Annotated in this window: 15 protein-coding genes and 1 pseudogene; 6 read left to right on the top strand and 10 right to left on the bottom strand. The window is 63.0% G+C overall.

Annotated features, from left to right (window positions below):
• The first annotated feature begins 271 nt into the window (after positions 1–271).
• Complete coding sequence (ppdK, locus tag AC4DF4_RS04205) at positions 272–3,103, top strand: pyruvate, phosphate dikinase (protein ID WP_490046865.1); 2,832 nt, start codon at positions 272–274, stop codon at positions 3,101–3,103.
• A gap of 177 nt (positions 3,104–3,280) precedes the next feature.
• On the opposite strand, the gene AC4DF4_RS04200 is transcribed toward ppdK, so the two are convergent.
• From AC4DF4_RS04200 to AC4DF4_RS04170, 7 genes are read right to left on the bottom strand one after another with little or no spacing between them, the layout of a single operon-like run.
• Positions 3,281–4,024, bottom strand: coding sequence for a hypothetical protein (locus tag AC4DF4_RS04200; protein ID WP_490046864.1), 744 nt, complete (start codon positions 4,022–4,024; stop codon positions 3,281–3,283).
• Between the two features lies 1 nt (position 4,025).
• Positions 4,026–5,828 carry a BatD family protein gene (locus AC4DF4_RS04195; RefSeq protein WP_490046863.1) on the bottom strand — a complete coding sequence of 601 codons (1,803 nt, stop codon included), beginning with the start codon at positions 5,826–5,828 and terminating at the stop codon, positions 4,026–4,028.
• Entirely contained in the window at positions 5,822–7,771 is a 1,950-nt protein-coding gene (locus AC4DF4_RS04190; RefSeq protein WP_490046862.1) for a VWA domain-containing protein, read from the bottom strand. Before AC4DF4_RS04190 ends, AC4DF4_RS04195 begins: the two co-directional genes overlap by 7 nt.
• A 2-nt stretch (positions 7,772–7,773) precedes the next feature.
• Entirely contained in the window at positions 7,774–8,781 is a 1,008-nt protein-coding gene (locus tag AC4DF4_RS04185; protein ID WP_490046861.1) for a vWA domain-containing protein, read from the bottom strand.
• The gene (locus tag AC4DF4_RS04180; RefSeq protein ID WP_490046860.1) at positions 8,778–9,368 is read right to left on the bottom strand and encodes a DUF4381 family protein; all 591 of its coding nucleotides are present in this window, start codon (positions 9,366–9,368) and stop codon (positions 8,778–8,780) included. Before AC4DF4_RS04180 ends, AC4DF4_RS04185 begins: the two co-directional genes overlap by 4 nt.
• Before the next feature lie 2 nt (positions 9,369–9,370).
• The gene (locus AC4DF4_RS04175; protein WP_490046859.1) at positions 9,371–10,318 is read right to left on the bottom strand and encodes a DUF58 domain-containing protein; all 948 of its coding nucleotides are present in this window, start codon (positions 10,316–10,318) and stop codon (positions 9,371–9,373) included.
• Positions 10,315–11,334, bottom strand: coding sequence for an AAA family ATPase (locus tag AC4DF4_RS04170; protein ID WP_490046858.1), 1,020 nt, complete (start codon positions 11,332–11,334; stop codon positions 10,315–10,317). Before AC4DF4_RS04170 ends, AC4DF4_RS04175 begins: the two co-directional genes overlap by 4 nt.
• A 784-nt stretch (positions 11,335–12,118) precedes the next feature.
• Between AC4DF4_RS04170 and AC4DF4_RS04165 the strand changes: the two genes are divergently transcribed.
• The 3 genes and pseudogenes from AC4DF4_RS04165 to AC4DF4_RS04155 all read left to right on the top strand — a co-directional run bounded on the left by AC4DF4_RS04165 (position 12,119) and on the right by AC4DF4_RS04155 (position 14,366).
• Positions 12,119–12,745 carry a c-type cytochrome domain-containing protein gene (locus tag AC4DF4_RS04165; RefSeq protein ID WP_490046857.1) on the top strand — a complete coding sequence of 209 codons (627 nt, stop codon included), beginning with the start codon at positions 12,119–12,121 and terminating at the stop codon, positions 12,743–12,745.
• A pseudogene (locus AC4DF4_RS04160) lies at positions 12,676–14,146 on the top strand (DUF1501 domain-containing protein). The gene AC4DF4_RS04165 and the pseudogene AC4DF4_RS04160 overlap by 70 nt, the downstream one beginning before the upstream one ends.
• A 4-nt stretch (positions 14,147–14,150) precedes the next feature.
• Positions 14,151–14,366: a hypothetical protein gene (locus AC4DF4_RS04155; protein WP_490046856.1), complete on the top strand. Its 216-nt coding sequence runs from the start codon at positions 14,151–14,153 to the stop codon at positions 14,364–14,366.
• Between the two features lie 36 nt (positions 14,367–14,402).
• On the opposite strand, the gene AC4DF4_RS04150 is transcribed toward AC4DF4_RS04155, so the two are convergent.
• Positions 14,403–15,641 (bottom strand): sialate O-acetylesterase, encoded by a 1,239-nt coding sequence (locus tag AC4DF4_RS04150; protein ID WP_490046855.1) that lies wholly within the window; start codon positions 15,639–15,641, stop codon positions 14,403–14,405.
• A 74-nt stretch (positions 15,642–15,715) separates the two neighbouring features.
• On the opposite strand from AC4DF4_RS04150, the gene AC4DF4_RS04145 reads away from it, so the two are divergent.
• The gene (locus AC4DF4_RS04145; RefSeq protein ID WP_490046854.1) at positions 15,716–16,453 is read left to right on the top strand and encodes a polyamine aminopropyltransferase; all 738 of its coding nucleotides are present in this window, start codon (positions 15,716–15,718) and stop codon (positions 16,451–16,453) included.
• A gap of 371 nt (positions 16,454–16,824) precedes the next feature.
• Complete coding sequence (locus AC4DF4_RS04140) at positions 16,825–18,021, top strand: glycoside hydrolase family 57 protein (RefSeq protein ID WP_490046853.1); 1,197 nt, start codon at positions 16,825–16,827, stop codon at positions 18,019–18,021.
• A gap of 2 nt (positions 18,022–18,023) precedes the next feature.
• On the opposite strand, the gene AC4DF4_RS04135 is transcribed toward AC4DF4_RS04140, so the two are convergent.
• Positions 18,024–19,466, bottom strand: a complete 1,443-nt coding sequence (locus tag AC4DF4_RS04135) for an SDR family oxidoreductase (RefSeq protein ID WP_490046852.1) — start codon at positions 19,464–19,466, stop codon at positions 18,024–18,026.
• Positions 19,467–19,496: 30 nt separating this feature from the next.
• Entirely contained in the window at positions 19,497–21,398 is a 1,902-nt protein-coding gene (locus AC4DF4_RS04130) for a RecQ family ATP-dependent DNA helicase (protein WP_490046851.1), read from the bottom strand.
• Positions 21,399–21,569 lie beyond the last annotated feature (171 nt).

The raw sequence follows: 21,569 nt of genomic DNA, 5'->3' as shown, positions 1-21,569 counted from the left end.
GCGCCAGACCGTTGCAGAGGCGTCTCGCCTCTTGCCTGTCCGGCTGCGACCGTTGTTGCTCCTTTTTTCAGTCAATTCTGCAAGGATTTACCGGCGCGAAAACGGGTCCTCAGACGGTCGTTTCCGGGCCTTTTGCGAGGCGTTTTTCGCGCAACTGTCCCGTTGACACCGCTAGGCCGGCTGCATAGCCTCCCGCGCCTTGCGCTGGGCCGGGGGAGTTATTTCCCAAGCTTCCAGTCGTCAACGCTCCTAACTCGATATCACCACAACGATGGCAACTAAAAAGAAGGCCGCTCAACCAGCAGCCAAGAAAAGCGCTCCGAAAGCCGCCAAGTCCGCGGTCAAAAAACCCGCGGCGAAGAAGGCAGTCTCCACCAAGAAGGTCAAATACGTTTACAACTGGGGAGCCGGCAAGGCTGACGGCAACGGCACCATGAAGCCCCTTCTCGGCGGCAAGGGCGCCAACCTCGCCGAAATGACCCGCATCGGCCTGCCGGTGCCTCCGGGCTTCACGATCTCCACCGAGGTCTGCACCTACTTCTACGACAACAAGCGCACCTATCCGATTTCGCTCCAGGCGGAAATGGAAGCCGGTGTGAAGAACATGGAGAAAATCATGGGCTGCAAGTTCGGAGGCACCACCGGCATGCCGCTGCTCGTCGCAGTCCGCTCCGGCGCGCGTGACTCGATGCCCGGCATGATGGACACCGTTCTCAACCTCGGCCTCAACGACGAGACCGTGAAATCCCTCGCCGCCGTCACCAAGAACGAGCGCTTCGCCTGGGATTGCTATCGCCGCTTCGTCCAGATGTATGGCGACGTCGTGCTCGGTGTGCAGAAGGCCGAAGGCGAGGACCACGAGCCTTTCGAAGTCGAAATCGAAACTTTCAAACACGCCAAATACGGCAAGGACATCATCGACTCCGACCTCACCGCGGACGACCAGAAAGAGCTCGTCAAGCGCTTCAAGGCCCTTGTCAAAAAGCGCACCGGCCACAGCTTTCCGAGCGATCCATGGGACCAGCTCCGCGGTGCCGCAGGTGCTGTCTTCGGTTCCTGGATGAACGACCGCGCGATCGTCTATCGCCGCAAGTATAACATCCCCGCCGCATGGGGCACCGCCGTCAACGTGCAGGCCATGGTCTATGGCAACACCGGCGAAACCTCCGGTTCCGGCGTGGCCTTCACCCGTAACCCGGCTAACGGTGTCAACGAATTCTACGGTGAGTTCCTCATGAACGCCCAGGGCGAGGACGTCGTCGCCGGCGTCCGCACCCCCGAGCCCGTTAGCAAACTGAAGGCCGCGATGCCGAAGCCGTTTGCCGAGCTCATGAAAGTCCGCTCCATCCTTGAGAAACATTTCAAGGACGTGCAGGACGTCGAGTTCACCGTGCAGGAAGGCAAGCTGTTCATGCTGCAAACCCGCAACGGCAAGCGCACCGCCGCCGCCGCCCTCAAGTTCTCGATGGACATGGTGAAGGAAAAACTCATCGACTGGGAAACCGCCGTGCTGCGCAACCCCGCCGACCAGCTCGACCAACTCCTCGCGCCGATCTTCGACATCGCGGAAGCCGCCAAGGCCAAGGTCATCGCGACCGGCCTGCCCGCCGGCCCGGGTGCCGCGTCCGGCAAGGTCTATCTCAATGCCGAGCGCGCCGTGCTCGCCGAAGCCCGCGGTGAGCGGGTTCTCCTCGTCCGCACCGAGACCAGCCCGGAAGACCTTCGCGGCATGATCGCTGCCGAAGGGATTCTAACTTCCAAAGGTGGCGTCTCCTCGCACGCCGCGCTCGTTGCCCGCCAGATGGGCAAGGTTTGCGTCTGCGGTGCTGCCGGCGTTGAAATCAATTATGAAAAACTGACCGTCACCGCGTCCGGCAAGACCTTCAAGGAAGGCGACTACATGAGCATCGATGGCACCAGCGGCACCGTCTATGGCGGCGAGCTCAAGACGGCTCCATCGGAAATCATCTCCGGCATTGTTAGCGGCGACAAGGCCGCCGTCAAAACCGAGAAATACAAGAGCTTCCTCCAACTGATGAAGTGGTGTGAGCAATCCACCCGCATGGCCGTTCGCACCAACGCCGACACGCCGGAGCAGACCCGTATCGCGATGGCCTTTGGTGCCACTGGCATCGGACTCACCCGCACCGAGCACATGTTCTTCGAAGGCGACCGCATCGACGCGATGCGCGAGATGATTCTCGCCACCACGCTCGAAGCCCGCCAAGCGGCGCTTGCCAAGCTCCTGCCCTATCAGCGTGCGGACTTCACCGGCATCTTCACCACGCTCAAGGGCTTCCCGGCGACCATTCGTCTGTTGGATCCGCCGCTTCACGAGTTCCTTCCCCAGACCAAAGAGCAGCAAATGGACCTCGCGCGGAAAATCGGTGTGAAGGTGGAAACCATCATGCAGCGCTGCGCCGAACTTCATGAACAAAACCCGATGCTCGGCCACCGCGGTTGCCGTCTCGGCATTGCCTATCCGGAAATCACCGAGATGCAGGCCCGCGCCATCTTCGAAGCCGCCGCTGACGTGGCGAAGAAGAAGATCAAGGTGAAGCCCGAGGTCATGATCCCGCTCGTCGGCTTCAAGCGTGAGTTCGATCTCCAGGCGGAAATCGTCCACAACGTCGCCAAGCAGGTGATGGCTGAAAAGAAGATCAAGTTCGAATATCAGGTCGGCACCATGATCGAAGTCCCGCGCGGTGCCCTCACCGCCGACCAGATCGCGGAAGGCGCCGAGTTCTTCAGCTTCGGCACCAACGACCTCACCCAGACCGCGCTCGGCATCAGCCGTGACGACATGGGCGCGTTCCTGTTGCCATACGTCGAGAACGACGTCTTCGCGAAGAACCCGTTTGCTACGCTCGACACCACCGGTGTCGGCCAGCTGATGGAAATCGCCGTCGCCAAGGGCCGCAAGACCCGTCCGGACATCAAGCTCGGCATCTGCGGCGAGCACGGTGGTGACCCGGATTCCGTGGTCTATTGCCACAAGCTCGGCCTCGCCTACGTCTCCTGTTCGCCTTACCGCGTGCCGGTCGCCCGCCTCGCCGCCGCTCAGGCCGCCATCGAGGAAAAGCGCGCCGCCAAGAAGAAGTAATCTGTAGCGGCGGTCTGTGACCGTCGCTCTATCAATCAAGCCGCTCCGGGAAACCGGAGCGGCTTTTTTCATGTGGACTGCGGGGACACGTCCCCGCTTTCCCGCTGGCTGACATGTCAGCCAGCGGGAAAGCTCCGACACGTCGGAGCAGTCCGAAATCGAGAAACCGGCTCCTGGTTACCGCAAAGCCTCCGGCGCGATGGCCGCAACGTCCCCGCCCGCCATCCAGCCGCTGAGACTCGCGCCAGGGACCTCGATGTATTGGAAATCCCCGCTTCCCGCACCGAGTCGGACGATCCGGCCGGCACCGGGAGTGCCGAGCGATTCGGCCTTTTCAAACGGCGACAGCCGGACGGCCGCGTCCGCGGATAGAACCACGCCCCGGCCGGTCTCCACGCGCTGCAGATAGAGGGCGGTGGCTCCGGCGATGATGCAAACTCCCGCGAGGCAGGCAGGCCCCACCACCCACCGCCGCGGCAGTTTCACCGCCCCGCAGACCACCGCAAGGCAACCGAGAAACAACGCGCTGCCGGCGACGAGCCACGACCATTCGTTCGGACTGAGATAATTGAGCGCGACGTCGAGCCGCGGGTATGGGCCGGGGACCTCGGCGACGGTGGCGGCCTTGCGGGCGAGCGCGAGATTGGCCAGTAGGTCCGGATCGCGCGGCGTCAACAGCCGGGCGCGCTCGTAGGCGAGGATGGCAGGGCCGTGCCGCTTGAGCTGCTGATAGCTGTTTCCGAGGTTATAGAAAACCGCCGCGCGCGGACCTTCTGCGGCGAGGATTTTCTCATACGCGGCGGCGGCTCCGGAGAAGTCGCCGGCTTTGAATTGTTCGTTCGCCCGATCGAAATCGTTAGCGAATGCCGCCGTCGTTCCGAGGAACAGGCAGAGCAAGCATGGAAGGAAATTCTTGTTCATGTCAGCGGGCGGAAGAAGTGAGTGAGGCCAGCGCTTCATCGAGCAGCGATCGCCATTGCTGCGAAATACCGTCGGAGGCATGGCGGTTGTATTCATGCCGGTCCGCCTCAAGGAAGAAGCGGGTGACCGGCGAGTCGCCAGGAATGCGGGCGGAGACCTCCGCCAGGGTGATCGCTTGCGGCGGCTGGTTCCACAGCGCTCCGAGGCGCTGCTGGATGGCCAGTCGCGCGGCGGCGAAAAACCCGTGGACATCCCCGGCAGCCGCGCATTTCCCGGCGGCGGCCAGCGCCTCGCGGGTCGCTTTTTCCATCGCCGCGGCGGCGCGGCGCTGCGGCTCGTCCCGGCGGACGCGGAGCCAGCCGAGGATTGGACCAAGCAAACAAAGTCCTGCGGATAGAACGAGGAGCCGGCTGAAGAGCGGCTGCGAAACCAGCGGCACGAGCGCACCCCGCTCGGACATTTGCGGGTGCTGGGCCACGAGGGTTTGCGTCTTCTTCTCCGGTTCCTTCGCGGCGGGCGCCTCGACCTTCTCCACCTCGACGAGATCCTCGCCGGTGACCTGGATCTTCTTCACCGGACTGGTCAGCGTCTTGTAGGCGCCGGCCGCGGGATCGAAATAACTGAACGTCAGCGCCGCCTCCCGCGCGCCGCCCTTCCGGGGCACGGCACTGAATTGGAAAGCCTTGCTGCCGGAGAACGACGCTTCATCGCCGCCCCGGAACTCGTCCTTGCCGGAATACGTTTTCCAGTCATCCGCCGGCGTCAGCCCGGGCGCATTCAACAACGCGAAGTTTCCGGTGCCGCTGAGGCGCGCGGTGACTTGCTGCGGCTCGCCGGTCTTCCAGTCGTTAGGAATCTCCGCGCTGTCGAATTTGAAATTGCCAACAGCTCCGGTGAAATCGCTGGGGCGGTCTTCCGTCGGCAGCGGGCGAACTTCGATCTCCTGATCGTCCGACTTGAGCGTGACGTCCTTCTGGATCACCGGCGTGTTCAGCTGGTCGAAAAGGTCGTCGAAGGGCCCGCCCTTGCGCCTGCGCGGCTGTTTGAGCGCGGCGGTGTCGCGCACGGCCACCGTCGCGTTCACCGAGAGCGACGCGGGGAATCTCCCCGCCTTGGTCGCGGAAATACCGCCGAACCAGGTGACGACGAGATAGCGTTTTCCATCCTTCATCTCCTGCGTCTGCTGCGGCTGGCCGCTGACGTTGTGGAGCGTGAATGCTTTTCCCTCCGGCTGAATGCCGCTGCGGAGATTCGCTCTTGAATCTGCGGGCAGCCATGCCCGGATGCGGACCGGTGCGATCTCGCCGACATACGCGTGCTTGCGCTCGTTGGCGGCGAGCTCGACCGTTAGAAAGCCGAATCGCTTCTCGCCGGTGTCCTCCGTCTCTTCCCCGGATGGGTTCTGCGGGGTGTTCGCGGGTGGTTGCGCTGCGGCGGAATCCAGGACCTTGAGCTTGAGCGGCTGGCTGGAAAATTTTTGCCCGCCCACCATGACGTCGATGGCCGGCACCTGATAGTCGCCCGGGGTTTGCGAACCGACGAAAAAGGTATAGGTCACGGACGCGGTGGTTTGTCCGTTCACGATCTGGATTTGCTGGCTGCGTCCGCGCGACTCCACGATGAGATTCGCCACCTCGGGGATCTCGGGCTTGCCGGCATTGCTGCCGGAAATCCGGAGCGTCAGGACGGCTCCATTTCCAGCCGGGACGGAATCGCGGTCGAGCGCCGCCTCCACCTCCGCGGCGATGGCAGAGGTGGCCATCATCATGACGGCCATGAAATATAACAGGATTCGCTTTACCATGTCTTGCCTTTGGTCGAGTTGTCGGGAGTGGCCATGCGGCCGCGTGGCTGCTGGGGAATGGGGATCACCGTGCGCTCATCCTGGCGCAGGGCTTCCAGCAGTTGTTTGGCCTCCTCGGCGGTCATTTCCTGCTTCTCGGCGCGCTCGTTGCTCATCTCGCCTTGTTGTTTCTCATCGGACTTCTCCTCGCCTTTCTTTGCGTCCTTTGCGTCCTTTGCGTCCTTTGCATCCTGCGGGGACTTTTCTTCTCCGGGCTTTTCGCCGTCTTTGGGATCTTTTCCATCCTTGGCGTCCTTCTGCTCTCCGGGCTTCTCGCCCTCTTTGGGGTCCTTGCCATCTTCAGGCTTCTCCCCGTCTTTCGGGTCCTTTCCATCTTTGGAATCCTTGCTGTCTTGCGGATCCTTTCCGTCCTTCTTCTCCTCGTCGTCCTTCTTGTCTTTCTCGTCTTTCTCGTCTTTTTTGTCCTGATCTTCCTTCTTGTCGTCCTGCTTCTGCTGCTTTTTCAGCTCTTCGAGTTTCTTCTCAACGAGCGCCTTGTTGTAGGCGGCGTCCTCGTCCGCTGCATTGAGGGAAAGGGCGTCCTGGTAGGCCTTGAGCGATTCCTCCCAGATCTTGATCGTCGCTTCGGGATCTTTTTCCAATGTTCCCTGGCCGGTTCGATAGAGGGTGTTTCCAAGGTTGTAATACGACCGTTGCTGAAGCGCCAGATCCTGGGTCCGCAAGGAAGAGCGCAGGGATTCGGAGGCTTTCGCGAAGTCGCCCTTGGTGTAGGCATCGGTCCCTTCGTTGTAGATCCGGCGTGGATCCTGCGCGGCGGACACCGTTTCCGAAGCGCCGGATAGAATGAATGCAAGCCCGATGAGCGCCGTCGTTTGCGGGACGATCTTGTGGCGCCGCGCCGCCGACGGCAGGGACCTGACCTTTTTTACGCGGCGGCGGTCGGTGATGAAAAATTCCAGCAGGAGCAGGAGGATCGCGGCGCCCAACGGCCACTCGAAGCGCTCCAGCGGAATCCGCTCCATCCGCTGGTCCATCTCGCTCTTCGGCACCAGCCGGAGCCTTTCCTGGTAGATGGTATTGAGTCCCTCCGCTCCGCGACCGAGAGGGACGTAGAGGGCGTTGGTTTCCGTGGCGATCTTTTTCAAAGTCGATTCGTCCAGCGTGGTCCGCACGACTTTGCCGGTTTCGTCGCGCACGAAATCCTTGCGGCCGTTGCGCATCACCAGCGGAATGGTCGAGCCATTGGGACTGCCGACGCCGATGGTGTAAATGGCCATGCCGTTCTTGGCGGCGGCCTTCGCGGCGTCGATCACGTCGCCCTGGAGATCCTCACCGTCGGTTAGCAGGACGAGCACGCGGTGGTTGTTGCCGTTCTCCTTGAAAAGCCGCTCGGCTTCCTTGATCGCGCTGGCGAGGTCGGTGCCCTGGCGCGGGATGAGATCGGTATTAAGCGCGTTCAGGGACTCGCGGAAAGCCTCGTAATCGAGCGTCAGCGGGCACAGCGCGAACGCGCTTCCGGCGAACGGGATCAAGCCGACGCGGTCGCCTTCCAGGTGGGAAACGAAGTCGATGATCCCGAGCCGCGCGCGTTCGAGCCGGTTCGGAGTCAGGTCGTCCGCCAGCATGCTGCGCGAGGTGTCCACGGCGAAGAGGATGTCGATGCCCTTGCGCTTCACCTCGCGCCACTCGTAGCCCTTCTGCGGGCGGGCGACGGCGGTGAAGACCAGCAGCACCGCGATCAGCCACAGGCCGCGCTTGAGGTTCCGCATGCCGGGTGAAAAGCCTTCGGTCAGGCGCTGACGGAAGCGCGGGTGAATGAGCTTGGTCAGATCCGCTTCCCGGCGGCGGTCGAAGCGGATGAACAAACCGACCACGCCCGCGCAAGCGACGAGGCCGGCGAGGATCCAGAGCGGCTGGGCGAAATGTAGCGTGGTGTCGTCCATGGTTAGGGCAGGCGGCGGAAACGGGTCTGGCTCAGGACCAGCTCCAACAGAAGGAAGGCGAGTCCGGGTGCGAGGAAATAGAGGAACAGCTCGTCATACTGCTGGTATTTCTTGAGCTTGCGGCTGGTTTTCTCGAGCTGGTTGATCGAGTCGTAGATTTTCTCCAGCGAGCCGGTATCGGTCGCGCGGTAGGATTGCCCGCCGGTGGCGGTGGCGACCTCGCGCAGCATTTCCTCGTCGATCTCGACCTTCATCGTCTGCAAATGCGTCCGGCCGAAGGCGTCCTGCACCGGCACTGGAGCCTCTCCGCGGATGCCCGCGCCGATGGTGTAAATCTTGATCCCCAGCGCCTTCGCGGCCTCGGCGGCGGTGAGTGGATTCACCGATCCGGCGTTGTTCACGCCGTCAGTTAGCATGATGATGATCCGTGATTTCGCGGTGGAGCCGCGCAAATGATCGACCGACGAAGCGATGGCGGAACCGATCGCCGTGCCGTCCTCGACCTGTCCCATCTTCACATCCGCGAGGCGCTTGCCCAGGAATTCGTGGTCGAGCGTGAGCGGGCTCACCAGATAGGGACGCCCGGCGAAGGCGACCATGCCGAGCTTGTCGTTAGGCCGCTGGCCGACGAATTTCCCGACGACGTTTTTCACCACTTCGAGGCGGTTGACCGGCTTGCCTTCGAGTTGGAAATCCAGCGCCTCCATCGAGCCGGAGACGTCGAGCGTGAGCACGATGTCGATCCCGCTGGCCTCGATCTCGGAAGAGCCCTTGCCATGGCGCGGCCGGGCGAAGGCGATGATCAACAGCGCGAATGATAGAAGCCCGAAGAACGCGAGGAAGCCGCCGACCGCCGAGCGCGGCCGCGCGCCGACGCTGATGGCATCGTCCGTGGAGGGCATCCGCACGGCGACGGGACGCCCCCAACGGCCTTTCCAGATGGCGAGCACCGGCAAAAGCAGCAGGAGTAACAGAAACTCCGGGTGAACGAATTGGAAACTCTCGGTCATGGAGTCACGACTTTGGACGTGGAATGAATGAAGCCGCGCGCGGCTTCCAGCAGTTCATCGCGCTGGGCGGAGGTGAGGTGGGAGCCGGCGAATTTCGCGAGGTCGCAGGATTTCAAAAACGCCCGCAAGTCATCGCTCTCGCCGACGAGCGGGGAGCTTTCCTGCTTCGCCAGATCGCGGAGGAACTCCTCGGTCGTGCGGCGTGGCGCGGCGAGGCCAAAGCGTTCGGCGATGTATTGGCGGACCGTCTGCGCGGCGCGGTTGGCGAAGGCTTCCGCGGCGATGGCTTCGCGGCTTGTCTCAAGTCCTGCCAGAGATGCGAGCGCGATTTCCCGCGGGCTTTTGAGCCGTTGGTTGCGGGCGCGTTTCTTCCAGAAATACGCGGCGAGGGCGAGCAGCAGCACGCCACCGCCGACGGAGGACCACAGCAGGACCGGCGGTTTTTCCGGCACGGGGATTTCCACCAGCGCCTTCGGGCCGCGGATGTCTTCTTCCGCGGCGGGCGCTTGGGCGGATAGATCGCAGGTCAGCGCCGCGATCAGGAGGCCGAGGAAAGCACGATGAAGCATGGAAATGAAATCGGACATGATCAGCCGGAACGTTGGCGGCGGCTTTGGAAGAAGCCCATCAGCGCGGGCATCCAGTTCTCGCCGTTGCGGAATTGCAGCAGGTCCACGCCGAGCGAGCGGATGCGCGCGGCGGTGAGCTCGCGTCGCTGGCGGGATTGCTTTTCAAACGCCTCGCGGACTTTCGCGCTGCCGGTGTCGATCTCGACGACCTGGCCGCTTTCCGCGTCCTCGATGCAGATCCTGCCGACGTCCGGCAGCGATTCCTCGCGCGGGTCGGTCACGGAAACGGCGATGACGTCGTGGCGGCGGTTGGTGACTTGCAGCTTGTTGCGCAGGAGGTTCAGTCGGTCTTCAAACGGGGCGCCGAGGCAGAAATCCGAGACCAGGAAAATCACCGACTTCCGGTGGATGACTTGGTTGGCGAAATCCAATGCCTTGGCGATGTCCGTGCCGCGCTGCCCGGGCTGGAAAAACAAGGTTTCGCGGATCAGCCGCATGATGTGCATCCGGCCTTTTCCCGGCGGGATGTAGAGCTCGACTCCGTCGCTGAAGAGGACGAGCCCGACCTTGTCGCGGTTTCTAATCGCCGAGGCGGCCAGCACGCCCGCGGCTTCGGCGGCGAGCTCGCGCTTGGAATCGACCACCGAGCCGAAGTCCGAGGATGCGCTGACGTCGATCATCAGCAAAATTGTCAGCTCGCGCTCTTCGGTGAAGAGTTTCACGTGCGGATCGCCGGTGCGGGCCGTGACGTTCCAGTCGATGGTCCGCACGTCGTCGCCGGGGACGTAGTTTCTAACGCGGTCGAAATCCATGCCGCGGCCTTTGAAAACGCTGGCGTAGCGGCCCGCCAGCGAGTCATCGACCAGCCGGTTGGTGCGGACTTCCATCCGGCGGACGCGGCCGAGGATTTCCGCTGCGCGGGTTTCGTCCTGGACGCTGATCGGAGTGCTGGCTTTCGGCTTGATCATGGCACCGGCAGCTCGTCGAGGATGCGCGTGACGATTTGCTCGCTGTTCAGTCCCTCCGCCTCAGCCTCGTAGGTGACGGTGACGCGGTGGCGCAGCACGTCCATGGCGACGCTTTTCACGTCGTGCGGCGTGACATAGGCGCGGCCGGCGAGGAAGGCGTGGGCGCGGCCGGCGAGGGCGAGATTGATGGTGGCGCGCGGCGAGGCGCCCACGCGGATGAGCGGCGCGATGTGGACGCCGTAGTCGTCGGGACGGCGGGTCGCGTGGACCAGGCGGACGATGTAGCGCTTCACCTTTTCATCCAGATAGAGGCCGTTCACCACGGTGCGCGCCTGCTGGATGGCGTCGAGACTGACGATCGGCTGCGGCACCGGCATTTCCTCGGTGGTGCCTGCCAGATCGAGCACGAGGAGCTCCTCTTCCTCGGTCGGATAGTCCATGACCACCTTCATCATGAAGCGGTCGAGCTGGGCCTCGGGGAGCGGATAGGTGCCTTCCTGCTCCAGCGGGTTCTGCGTGGCCAGCACGAAGAACGGCGACGGCAGCATGAAGGTTTGCTCGCCGATGGTGACCTGCTTTTCCTGCATCGCCTCAAGCAAGGCGCTCTGCACCTTGGCGGGAGCGCGGTTGATTTCGTCGGCGAGGATGAAGTTCGCGAACACCGGCCCGTGTTTCACGCGGAAGCGCGCTTCCCGCGGGTCGTAGATTTCCGTGCCCACGATGTCGGCGGGCAGCATGTCCGGGGTGAACTGGATGCGGTTGAACTTCGCGTTCACCAGCGAGGCGAGCGTCTTGAGCGCCAGCGTTTTCGCCAGTCCGGGCACGCCTTCGAGCAGGATGTGGCCCTTGACCATCAGGGAAATGAGCAGGCGGTCCACCAAGTCGCTCTGGCCGATGAGGTAGCGGCCGATTTCCGCGCGAAGCGGCTGGATCCAGTGCGAGGCCTCGCGCACGATGGCTTCCGTATCCGCCGGGCTGGTGAGCGGCGAGGAGTGGTTTTCCGTGTCAAATGTCATGGTTCGGTATCGTTGATTCTGAAAGGGTCGATGGGTGCGAAAACGGCACGCATGCCTAGCGGTGCAATGCCCCGGGCTCGTCTAAAATCCGTCGCTTTGACCTCCACGCGGCGGACTTTGTCCGGCGGATCCTCCGCTTCCAAGCGCCAACTGCAACTTCCTGATCCTGATCAAGCTGGCCACCCTGCGAAGATGTTCACTCTATCCTTCCGCTTGGAAAACCGCGCCGCATTTCCAAACTCCGGCCATGAACTTGCGATCGCATCACCATCCGCCACGGCGGAGACCTTGTAATCGCTCGCCCCGAGGTCGAAGCCGATGCGGCAGCCCTGAGATGGCCGCCGGCGGCGACTTGCATGTCCTTGGCCGCGGGAAGCTTTTCCGGTCTCGTTAGGGCGACCGCGGATTTTTTGCCGTAGGCAAGTTCCATCATCTGGCAGTCGAACCAGCCCGCATTCGCGCGCGAGGCCGAGCACCAGCGGCACGGCTTGCCCGGAAGCGCGGGCGGTTTGCACGTAATGACGGTTGAACAGGACCCCGGGCAGGAAGCCGGGGTCGAGCGGGCTTTTCTTGTCGCGCCGCGAGGTTGTCGGGGCGGACGGGTGGATTCAACGAGGATTTATCTCCTGCTAAATCCTGATGGAGATTTCCTCGGCTGTTGGGAAACGTCGCGTTCGGGCCGTGCGGAAGGACGGATCCCGGATGGCGGGTTTGGGTGACAAGTGGTTTGAAAGATGAAGGAAACCGGTCTTTGGTCACTTATTCCATGTCGATGATTTCGCGTTTGCCTATTCTTACAGGACTGTGTCTTGCGCTGCTTGCAAGCTGCGGCCGTCAGACTACCGACGGGGGCAAAGCGGATTCCGCATCGCCGCAAGCAGCCGATGCCCTGCCGGAAAAGGTCACCTTCAACGCCCACATCCGGCCGATTTTCTCGGACACCTGCTTCGCCTGCCACGGATTCGATGCCAAGACCCGCAAGGAAGACCTCCGGTTGGACACGTCGGAAGGAGCTTGCGCCAAACTCAAGGATTCCGACCAGCACGCCATCGTTCCCGGCAAGCCCAACGAGAGCGCGATTCTCGCCCACATCTTCTCGAACGATCCCGACGAGATCATGCCGCCCCCGGATTTCCACAAAACCCTGACGGCCCATCAGAAGGCGCTCGTCCGCCGCTGGATCGAACAAGGTGCCGAATACCAGCAGCACTGGTCGTTCATTCCCATCACCAAAACACCGCCGCCTTCATCCACGGCACTAGACCGGAGGATCAACTGCCTGCCGAATACGCCCGCCTCCGCGATGCCATCCTCGAATGCCGCGCCGGCTATGCCCACTCGATGGTCGCCGAAGCATTACCTGCGGACAAAATCGCCACCGTCCGCCTCCTGCCGCGCGGCGACTGGATGAACCCGGGCGAAGTCATGCAACCCGCGTTTCCCGAGTTCCTCGCAGGCAAGCCCCCTGCCGATGGCAAGCGCCTCACCCGGCTCGATCTCGCCAACTGGCTGATGTCCGCGGAAAACCCGCTGCCGGCGCGGCAGTTCACCAACCGCCTCTGGCAGCAGTTCTTCGGGCGCGGACTTTCCAGCGTGCTCGACGACCTCGGCAGTCAGGGAGAAATGCCATCCCATCCCGAGTTGCTCGATTGGCTGGCCTCCGAGTTTCGCGAATCGGGCTGGGACGTGAAACACATGGTGCGCCTCGTCGTCACCAGCAGGCCTATCAGCGCGAAGCCGCCACCCGACCTGCCGTTCCTTCAGACCCAGGGCGGGCTACACTTCTCCGCGCGGGCGAAGCGGGTCATTCACCTTTGCATGGCGGGTGGTCCCTCGCAGCTCGAATCCTTCGACCCCAAGCCGCAGCTCAACGCCATCAACGGCAAGCCGTTCCCTGCTTCGTTCACCGCCGGCCAGCAGCTCGCCCAACTCCAAGGACGCGAACTCATCGCGCGCGGCTCCTTCACCAAGTTCAAGCGCTATGGCCAATCCGGCGTCGAAATCTCCGTGCTCTTCCCGCACATCGGCTCCATCGCCGACGACATCTGCGTGATCCGCTCGATGGTCACCGAGCAGATCAACCACGACCCGGCCCACGCATTCATGAACACCGGGTCGATCCTCAAAGGCCGCCCCAGCATGGGCTCGTGGCTGCTTTACGGACTCGGCGCGGAAACCCAAAACCTGCCAGTCCGCCCAGCGGCAGGTCATCGAGGAAGTGCAACACCTCAACGGCTTGCTGCGCGGCGAGCACGTCGATCCGGGAATCGACACCCGCATCGCCCAATACGAAATGGCCTTCCGCATGCAGTCGTCGGTCCCCGACCTCACCGACATGTGCGACGAACCGCGGCACGTGCTCGACCTCTACGGAGTCAAGCAGCCGGGCGACGGTTCCTTCGCCGGCAACTGCCTGTTAGCTCGGAGGATGCTCGAGCGCGGCGTGCGCTTCGTGCAACTCTATCACCGCGGCTGGGACCAGCACAACGACATTGAGAAACTCATGCCCCAGTCCGCCAAACTCACCGACCGGGCATCCGCCGCACTCGTCAAGGATCTCAAGCAGCGCGGCATGCTCGAAGACACGCTCGTCATCTGGGGCGGCGAGTTCGGCCGCACCCCGATGGGCCAGGGCACTGGACGCGACCGCCACATCACCGCCTTCAGCATCTGGATGGCCGGCGCGGGCATCAAACCCGGCATCACCCACGGCGTCACCGATGAAATGGGCTACGCCGCCGTGCAGGACGTCGTCCAGGTGAGCGACCACCACCAAGGTTCCCGAGGGCGAGGCCGGCCGCATCGCCGGTGACGAGGTGAAATACAATTCCGCCGCGGCCGCCATCATGAAGAAGCATGACATTCCGGTGGAAGACCTTTATTCCGTCAGCGCCGCCCTCGGTGCCGATGGTTTTTCAAAGCCAGGCGACGTGCCCTGTTCGGGAAAAGGCAACGGCCAGCTGGCCAAACAAGTGGTGGCAGCGATCAAGTCCCATGGCTTGTCAAGGGTGTCCGCACCGGTTGACAAGTGACGCGCCGTCCAGGTTGGCTCCAATAGGAAGCGAGGCTCATTTCCCTTCCTTCTTCAATCCATAAACCTTCTCGGCGTTGCCGCGGTAGATCTTGTGGCGCACCTCGGCGGGTAGATCGAGTTCCTCCAAGAAGGTGTAGTGCTGGTTCATTTGTTTCGTCTGGCTGCCGAAGGACCACCAGCCCTCGTCGGTGGCCCACAGGATTTTTTCCTGATTGCGGATCAGGAACTCGCGGGCGTATTTGCGGTCGCGGTTGAGCACTTGGACCACCACGGTTCCGGACATGTCAGCATAGAGATTCGGGTGCTCCTGGAGCTGGCGGTCGCAAGCGCCGTTTTGCAACTGCCGCCACCAGTAAGCGTGGGCGACGACCTTGCATTTGGGAAACATCTTGAGCACCCGGTCCACCCGCTCCATGCCGGGTTCGACCATGTTCTTGTTCTGGTCGATGTGAAACATGACCGGCAGGCCGACCTTCTCACAGGCCTCGTAAAGCATGAGGTTCTTGGGATCGTCGAACATGAGTCCGACTCCGTAGTGTTCGCCGAAGCCGACCGCGCCATCGGCGATCTCGCGTTTGAGGAGGGTGACGGCCTGAGCGACTGTCTCCACCTCGCCGGGATCGATGATGGTCATGCGGTCGATTTTACCTTTGTAGGGTAGGAAGTTTTCGAGCAACTGCTTGCGTTCCTCCTCGGTCCATGCGCGCGAACCCTTGTGGTTGAGCGGGCTGACGATGCAGCGTTCGACATTGCGTTCCTCCATCCATTTGGCCACCGCGCGGAGGCCGAGCGGCGTGACGGACATGGCGTGGACATGGGGATCGATCAACTTGATATCGGAGGGCGGCTTCGGCGCGCAGGTTGCCGATGAGGGTTTGGAGTTTGTCCGGTAACCATCCGCAGCGGCCTTATCGCTTTCGCCCTGATGCCATAGCACGCCCTTGAGGGTGCCTTGGCGCATGGCCGCCTTGGCACGTTTGCGCGCGGCCCAATAAAACTCGGACTTGCCGAGCCAGTCGTCGATCTTCGTGTCGCGGCGTGCGTTGACGACAAGTCCGATAGAAACATTCTTATCCTGCTCGACCATTTTCCGGGCGAAGGCGTATCCGGGGCCGAGCCTCTGGAGGGCGGCGTCCTGGCTGATCGAGGAATGCCGGTTGAGCGGGTTGCGGGCGGGTTCCCACTCGTTTTTTTCGTTAAGCAGGTAGCAGTGGTCGATGAGGCCAATCGCGCCGTTTCCGCTTCCAAAGCCGCACAGGGGGAGGGGTCTCATTCGCGAACCGGCCGCCGCGGCGCCGGTGTGCAAATAAGTTCGCGGCTCGTCACCCGTCTCGCTACCCTTTGAGAATGAAGCCGCTGTTTGAAGAACTCGATTTCCGCCCGACGCCGATTGGCGATCTGATCCTGCGCCGCCGCAGGATGGCGATGCTGGATGACTTGATCGTTTACGAAGTCCTGCTGGGAAACGGTTATCTCATGTCGAGTCTGTTCCATGACGTGGAGGAGGCGCTGGCGGATCTCGGGCTGGCGGCGGTGGAGGGCGAGGCGCTGGACGTCGTCGTCGGCGGGCTGGGGCTCGGCTACACCGCGGTCGCCGCGCTGCGGGACCCGCGGGTGGCTGATTTGTTAGTGGTGGATGTGATGCGGCCGGTCATCGAGTGGCATGAAAAAGGGATGGTCCCGCTGGGCGAAACGCTGACGGGCGATCCGCGCTGCCGCCTGATCGAAGGGGATTTCTTCGCGCTCGCCGGCAGACCTGAGATAGGATTCGATCCCGGGCAGCCGGGGCGGAAATTTCATGCGGTGCTGTTGGACATCGACCACTCGCCGCAGAATCTTCTGGATGAAAAAAACGCCACGTTTTACAGCGCGGATGGCCTGCGCCGTCTCGCCGCGCAGTTGCTGCCGGGCGGGGTGTTCGCGCTTTGGTCGGATGATCCGCCGGATGAGAATTTCCTCAAGCACCTCGCGGAAGTGTTCGAGTCGCCGCAGGCGCACGTGGTGAAATTCCCCAATCCCTTGCTGGAACGCGACTCCGCCAGCACCGTGTATGTCGCCCGCAAGCGTCCCGCGACAACCGACTGAGGAATGAAAGCCACCCGGCTGGGAGGATTTCCGATGACGGGTTATTGAAGCGGCTCGGCGCGATCCATTCCGAGGCTGCGGTGGCGAAGGAGTTCGCAGGGGCGCGGGAGGCTGGAAGTGGGAGCCAGGTGGCCGGGATCTGCATGAGCCACCAGCAGGGAGCGGGTTTCGAGGCGGATCGGTGTCCTTTTCAATGAGGCAACACGCCTTACGGAAATGGAACGGGAACTTTCTTGCGACACGGGGAATTTCATGCCAGCGTGGAATCTTGGCATTGCGGCCATCGCCCCGCTCACCCGTCATCCATTTTGGCCCGGCATTTGCTTGGAAGATACGCCATCAGCCCGCAAGCCCTTTAAACTCACGAACCCATGCCAGACGCCTGCCTCTATTTCCAAGTGCATCAACCGAACCGGCTGCTTTCCCGCGATCTCTTCCGGACCGGCGAAAACATGGTCTATGAGGACGATGCGATGAACGCCGAGATCCTCAACAAGGTCGCCGAAAAATGCTACCTGCCGGCCAACCGCATGTTCAAGCGGATGGTCGAGGAAAACGAAGGCCGCTTCCGGATGGCGCTCTCCATCAGCGGCACCGTCATCGAGCAAATGGAGCGCCACCGCCCGGACGTGCTGGAGTCGTTCCGGGAACTCGTGGCCACCGGCGGCGTCGAGCTGCTGGCCGAGACCTACTATCACTCGCTCGCCTTCGTCCACTCGAACAAGGAATTCGACCGCCAGGTGGAACTCCATTTGCAGAAGCTTGAAAAAATCTTCCACATCCGGCCGCGCGTGTTCCGCAACACCGAGCTGATTTACAACGACGCGATCGCCGCCAAGGCCGAGACCATGGGCTTCGAGGGCATCATCGCCGAGAGCATCGAGAAAAACCTCAACGGCCATTCGTCCAACTACCTCTACCGCGCGCCGACCACTGCGCGGATCAAGACGTTGCTCAGGAACGCGCCGCTGTCCGACGACCTCCGGTTCCGCTTTTCCGATCCGTCCTGGAGCGGCTATCCGCTGACGCCGGAGAAATTCGCGAGCTGGCTGGCCGAGTGCGAGGGCGATGTGGTGAACCTCTTCATGGCCTACGAAACGATCGGCGAGCACCAGTCGGAAGAGACCGGGATTTTCGATTTCTGGGAGGCCATGCCCGAAGCGATCAACGAGGCCGGCTTGCAATGGGTCACGCCTTCCGACGCGGTGGGACTCTATCGGGCCTCGCGGGAATACAGCAGCGGCTTCCTCAGTTCCTGGTCCGATACCGAGCGCGACCTCTCCGCCTGGATGGGCAACGACATGCAGCAGGAAGCCATCACCCAGGTGAACCGCCTGGAGCAGGAAATCCTCGCCGTCAACGACCCGGAACTCACCGACACCTGGGCGAAAATGCAGACGTCGGACCACTTCTACTGGATGTCCACCAAGGGCGGCACCGATGGCAGCGTGCACAAGTATTTCACGCCCTATCCGAGCCTCCATGACGCCTATGTTTATTTCATGAACGTGCTCGACGACTTGCAGGTCCGCGTCCGCAGCGCCCGGGAAATGAAAGAGCTCGCCTGAGGTTATTTCGCCAGGCGCAGCGCCATTCGCGGAAATAACAGCAAGTGAAGCGGCAGGATGGAATACCAGTAAAGCCGTCCCAGCAGTCCGCGTGGACGGAAGGTCGCCGTCTGGCGGAGTTCGCCGCGGGTGATTTCAAAATCCAGCCAAGCCTCGCCGGGAAGTTTCATTTCGGCGTAAAGGATAAGCCGGGCGGAGTGCGGGTCGCTGGCGCGGTCGGCCATGATCACGCGCCAGAAGTCCAGCGCGTCTCCGGCGCGCAGCTCGCTGGGATGGCGCCGGCCGCGGCGCAGCCCGGTGCCGCCGGCGATCCGGTCCAGCCAGCCGCGGACGCGCCACGCCCAGTTCATCGACGGCCAGCCGAAAGAGCCACCTAACGACCAGACGCGGTCGATTACCTTTTCCCGGTCCGCTCCGAGCGGAACGCATTGCCGGTCGCGCAGCACGCCGTGCTCGGGAACGCGGATGGACCGCAGGAAGTCCGGATCGAGCTGGCCGGATGCGAGCGAGTCGATCCATGACGAAGGCACGCGGTTCTGGGCGATGGTGGTGAAGGCCAGCCGGATCGCTTCTTGATAGGAAATCAGTTCCTGCGGGATGAGTTTTTCAATCCGCTGGTCGCGGCAAACCGTCTCGTTGCGCAGCGACTCGATCAGCGACTTCGCGAGCGGCAGGGTGGCGGCGGTGACGAAGCGCAGCCAGCGTGCTGACAGGCCGGGCGACAGCAGCGGGAGGGAAATGAACCAGCGTCGCAGCCCGCGGGTTTCGGCGTATTGGCGGAGCAGGTCGCGGTAGGTGAGGATCTCCGGGCCGCCGATGTCGAGCTCCTGGCCGATGGTTTCCGGGGTGTCGAGGCAACCGGTGAGATAGCTGATCACGTTGCGGATCGCGATCGGCTGGCAGCGCGTGGCGGTCCAGCGCGGAGTGATCATGAACGGCAGTTTTTCTACCAGATCGCGGATGATTTCAAACGACGCCGAGCCCGATCCGACGATGATCGAGGCGCGCAGGGTGGTCACCGGGATCGTGCCGGAGCGGAGGATCGTGTTGACGTTCTCGCGCGACTGGAGGTGGTGCGACAGCGGACCGGCGGGCACCAGGCCGCCCAGATAGATGACGCGGCGGCAGGCGGCGGATTCCAGCCAGCCGGCGGAATTGCGGGCGCATGCGGCCTCGCGCTCCTCGAATCCCCGGCCCGCGCCCATCGAATGGAGCAGGTAATACGCGGCATCGATTTCCCGCGGCGGAGCGGGCAGGTTGGCGGGATCGAGCATGTCGCCCTCGATCAGCGAGAGGCGTCCGTCGTCGAGAAACGGCTGGAACTGCGCGCAGGGGAAGCGGCCCCGGTCGCGCACCAGCGCGACGACCCGGTGGTCCGCTTCCAACAAAGCCGGAAGCAGCCGGAGTCCGATGTAGCCGTTGGCGCCTGTGAGAAGAATGTTCAAGCGGGCAGAATAGCGCGTGATTTCATCGGTTCAAGCGGCTTCCGCGATGGCGAGCACTTCCGCGAACGGCAAATCGGCTAGCAGGGCGAAGGCGTTGTTGCGGGTGAGGCGGGCGCGGGTGGCGGCGGGGCTGGCCATGCCGCAGAGGAACTTGGCGAGCTGGCGCGGGGTGTTGAGCGCGGCGTGTTTCTCGTCGACGAGCCTCCTAACCGAGGCGATTTCCTCGTCGGTGACGCGGCGGAACTTGGGACGTTTGATGGTCTTGGCGGGGACGCCGCGGCAGCGGTCGCAGTGGCCGCAGGGCTCCTTCAAGGTCTCGCCGAAGTGCTTGGTGAGGTAGCCGGTGAGGCAGCCGCGGTGGGCGGATAGACCGAGAACCTGGCGGAGGCGGGCGAGGTCGGCGAGCTCGCGGGACTGGAATTTTTCGACGAGCGAGGTGGTGAGCTGTTTGAGGTCGCCGGGGTCCTTCTTCAACTTGTAGCCGTGGCGGACGCCCCACACGCTGAGGATGATGTCGCCGGCGGATTGGAGGCCGTTGAGCGCGGCGACGATTTTTTCGCGCGGGCAGTTGAATTTCTCCGCGAGCAGCGTCGGTTGGAAATAGAGCCACCAGCGTTTCAGCTCGCCGGAATCGAGGATCTGTTGGATGAATTTCCGCTCGGCGGGGGAGCGGCCGGCGAGGATTTTCTCCGGCTTGTTGAGAAGCTTGGCGCGGTAGGTGGCGTAAAAAGTGCCGGTGGCCTCGATGATCCCGTCGATTTCCAGATAGGTCATGACGGTGGCGACGACGCCGGGGCGGATGTCGCAGATGGTGGAGAGTTCGTAAGGCGAGACGTCGAACACGGGGCCGAGGCGGAGCACGCGGTCGATGAGGTTTGCCAACGCGCGCGGCGACGGAGCGTCGGAGTGGATGAAGTTTTCCAGGACGGTGAGGTCGTCGCCGCAGGCTAACATTTCGCAGGTGGCGGGCAGGCCGTCGCGGCCGGCGCGGCCGATTTCCTGGGTGTGGTTTTCGAGGCTTTTCGGCAGGTTGTAGTGGAAGACGGCGCGGATGTTGGATTTGTCGATGCCCATGCCGAAGGCGATGGTGGCGACGATGATCCGGGTGTCGCCGGCCATGAACGAGCTCTGGGCATCCGCGCGGAACTCGGCGGGCAGGCCGGCGTGATAGGCGCGGACGGAGAGGCCGTTCTTGGCGAGGAAGGTGGCGACTTCCTCGGCGGTTTCCTGGCGGGTGACGTAAACGACGGCGGGGCCGTCGATGGCGGTTAGTTTTTCAAGCAGCAGGTGTTTCCGGTCGGCGGCGGTGCAGGGTGTGACGCGGAGGTCGAGGTTGGCGCGGTGGAAACTGAGCTGCACGTGGTCTGCAGCGGCGATGCGGAAGGCCTTGCGGATGTCGCGGGCGACCTTGGGCGTGGCGGTGGCGGTGAGGCAGAGGACGCGCGGGATTTTCAGGCGGCGGCAGATTTTCGCCAGCTTGAGGTAGTCGGGGCGGAAATTGTGGCCCCACTCGGAGATGCAGTGCGCCTCGTCGATGGCGGCGAGCTGGATGGGCAGGCGCTTGAGGCGCTGGCGGAAGGCTTCGTTGGCGAAGCGCTCGGGGGCGACGTAGAGCAGCTTGAGCGTGCCGGCGTCGAGGCGCTCGTAAACGTCGCGGATCTGCCCGGCGTCGAGCGTGGAGTCGAGGCGGGCGGCGGAAATGCCTTTGGCGGTGAGGGCGTCCACCTGGTCGCGCATCAGCGCGATGAGCGGGGATACGACGAGCGTGAGTCCGTCCAATAGCAGCGCGGGAAGCTGATAGCAGAGGGATTTCCCGCCGCCGGTCGGAAACACGGCGAGCGCGGAGCGGCCGTCCAACAGGGCGCGGACCACCAGTTCCTGGCCCTCGCGGAAGGCGGCGTGGCCGAAATGGTCGCGGAGGGTTGGAAGCACGGGAAGATAATTGAAGGGGTCGGCGGGAAGAGGCAAGCGGGAAGCACGGCTTTTTCATTTGAAGTCATTGTTGCAGACCATGTTGTAGGGGATGGAGGATTTCGTGCCTGAGAGCTCGAAGATCGCCGGCCATGAGAGGTGGCTGGCGTGGCGGGCTTTGAGCGCGATGAG

Source organism: Luteolibacter sp., from assembly GCF_058122085.1.
The sequence above is the reverse complement of the archived record's forward strand: the minus strand, read 5'-3'. Positions and strand labels throughout refer to the sequence as shown.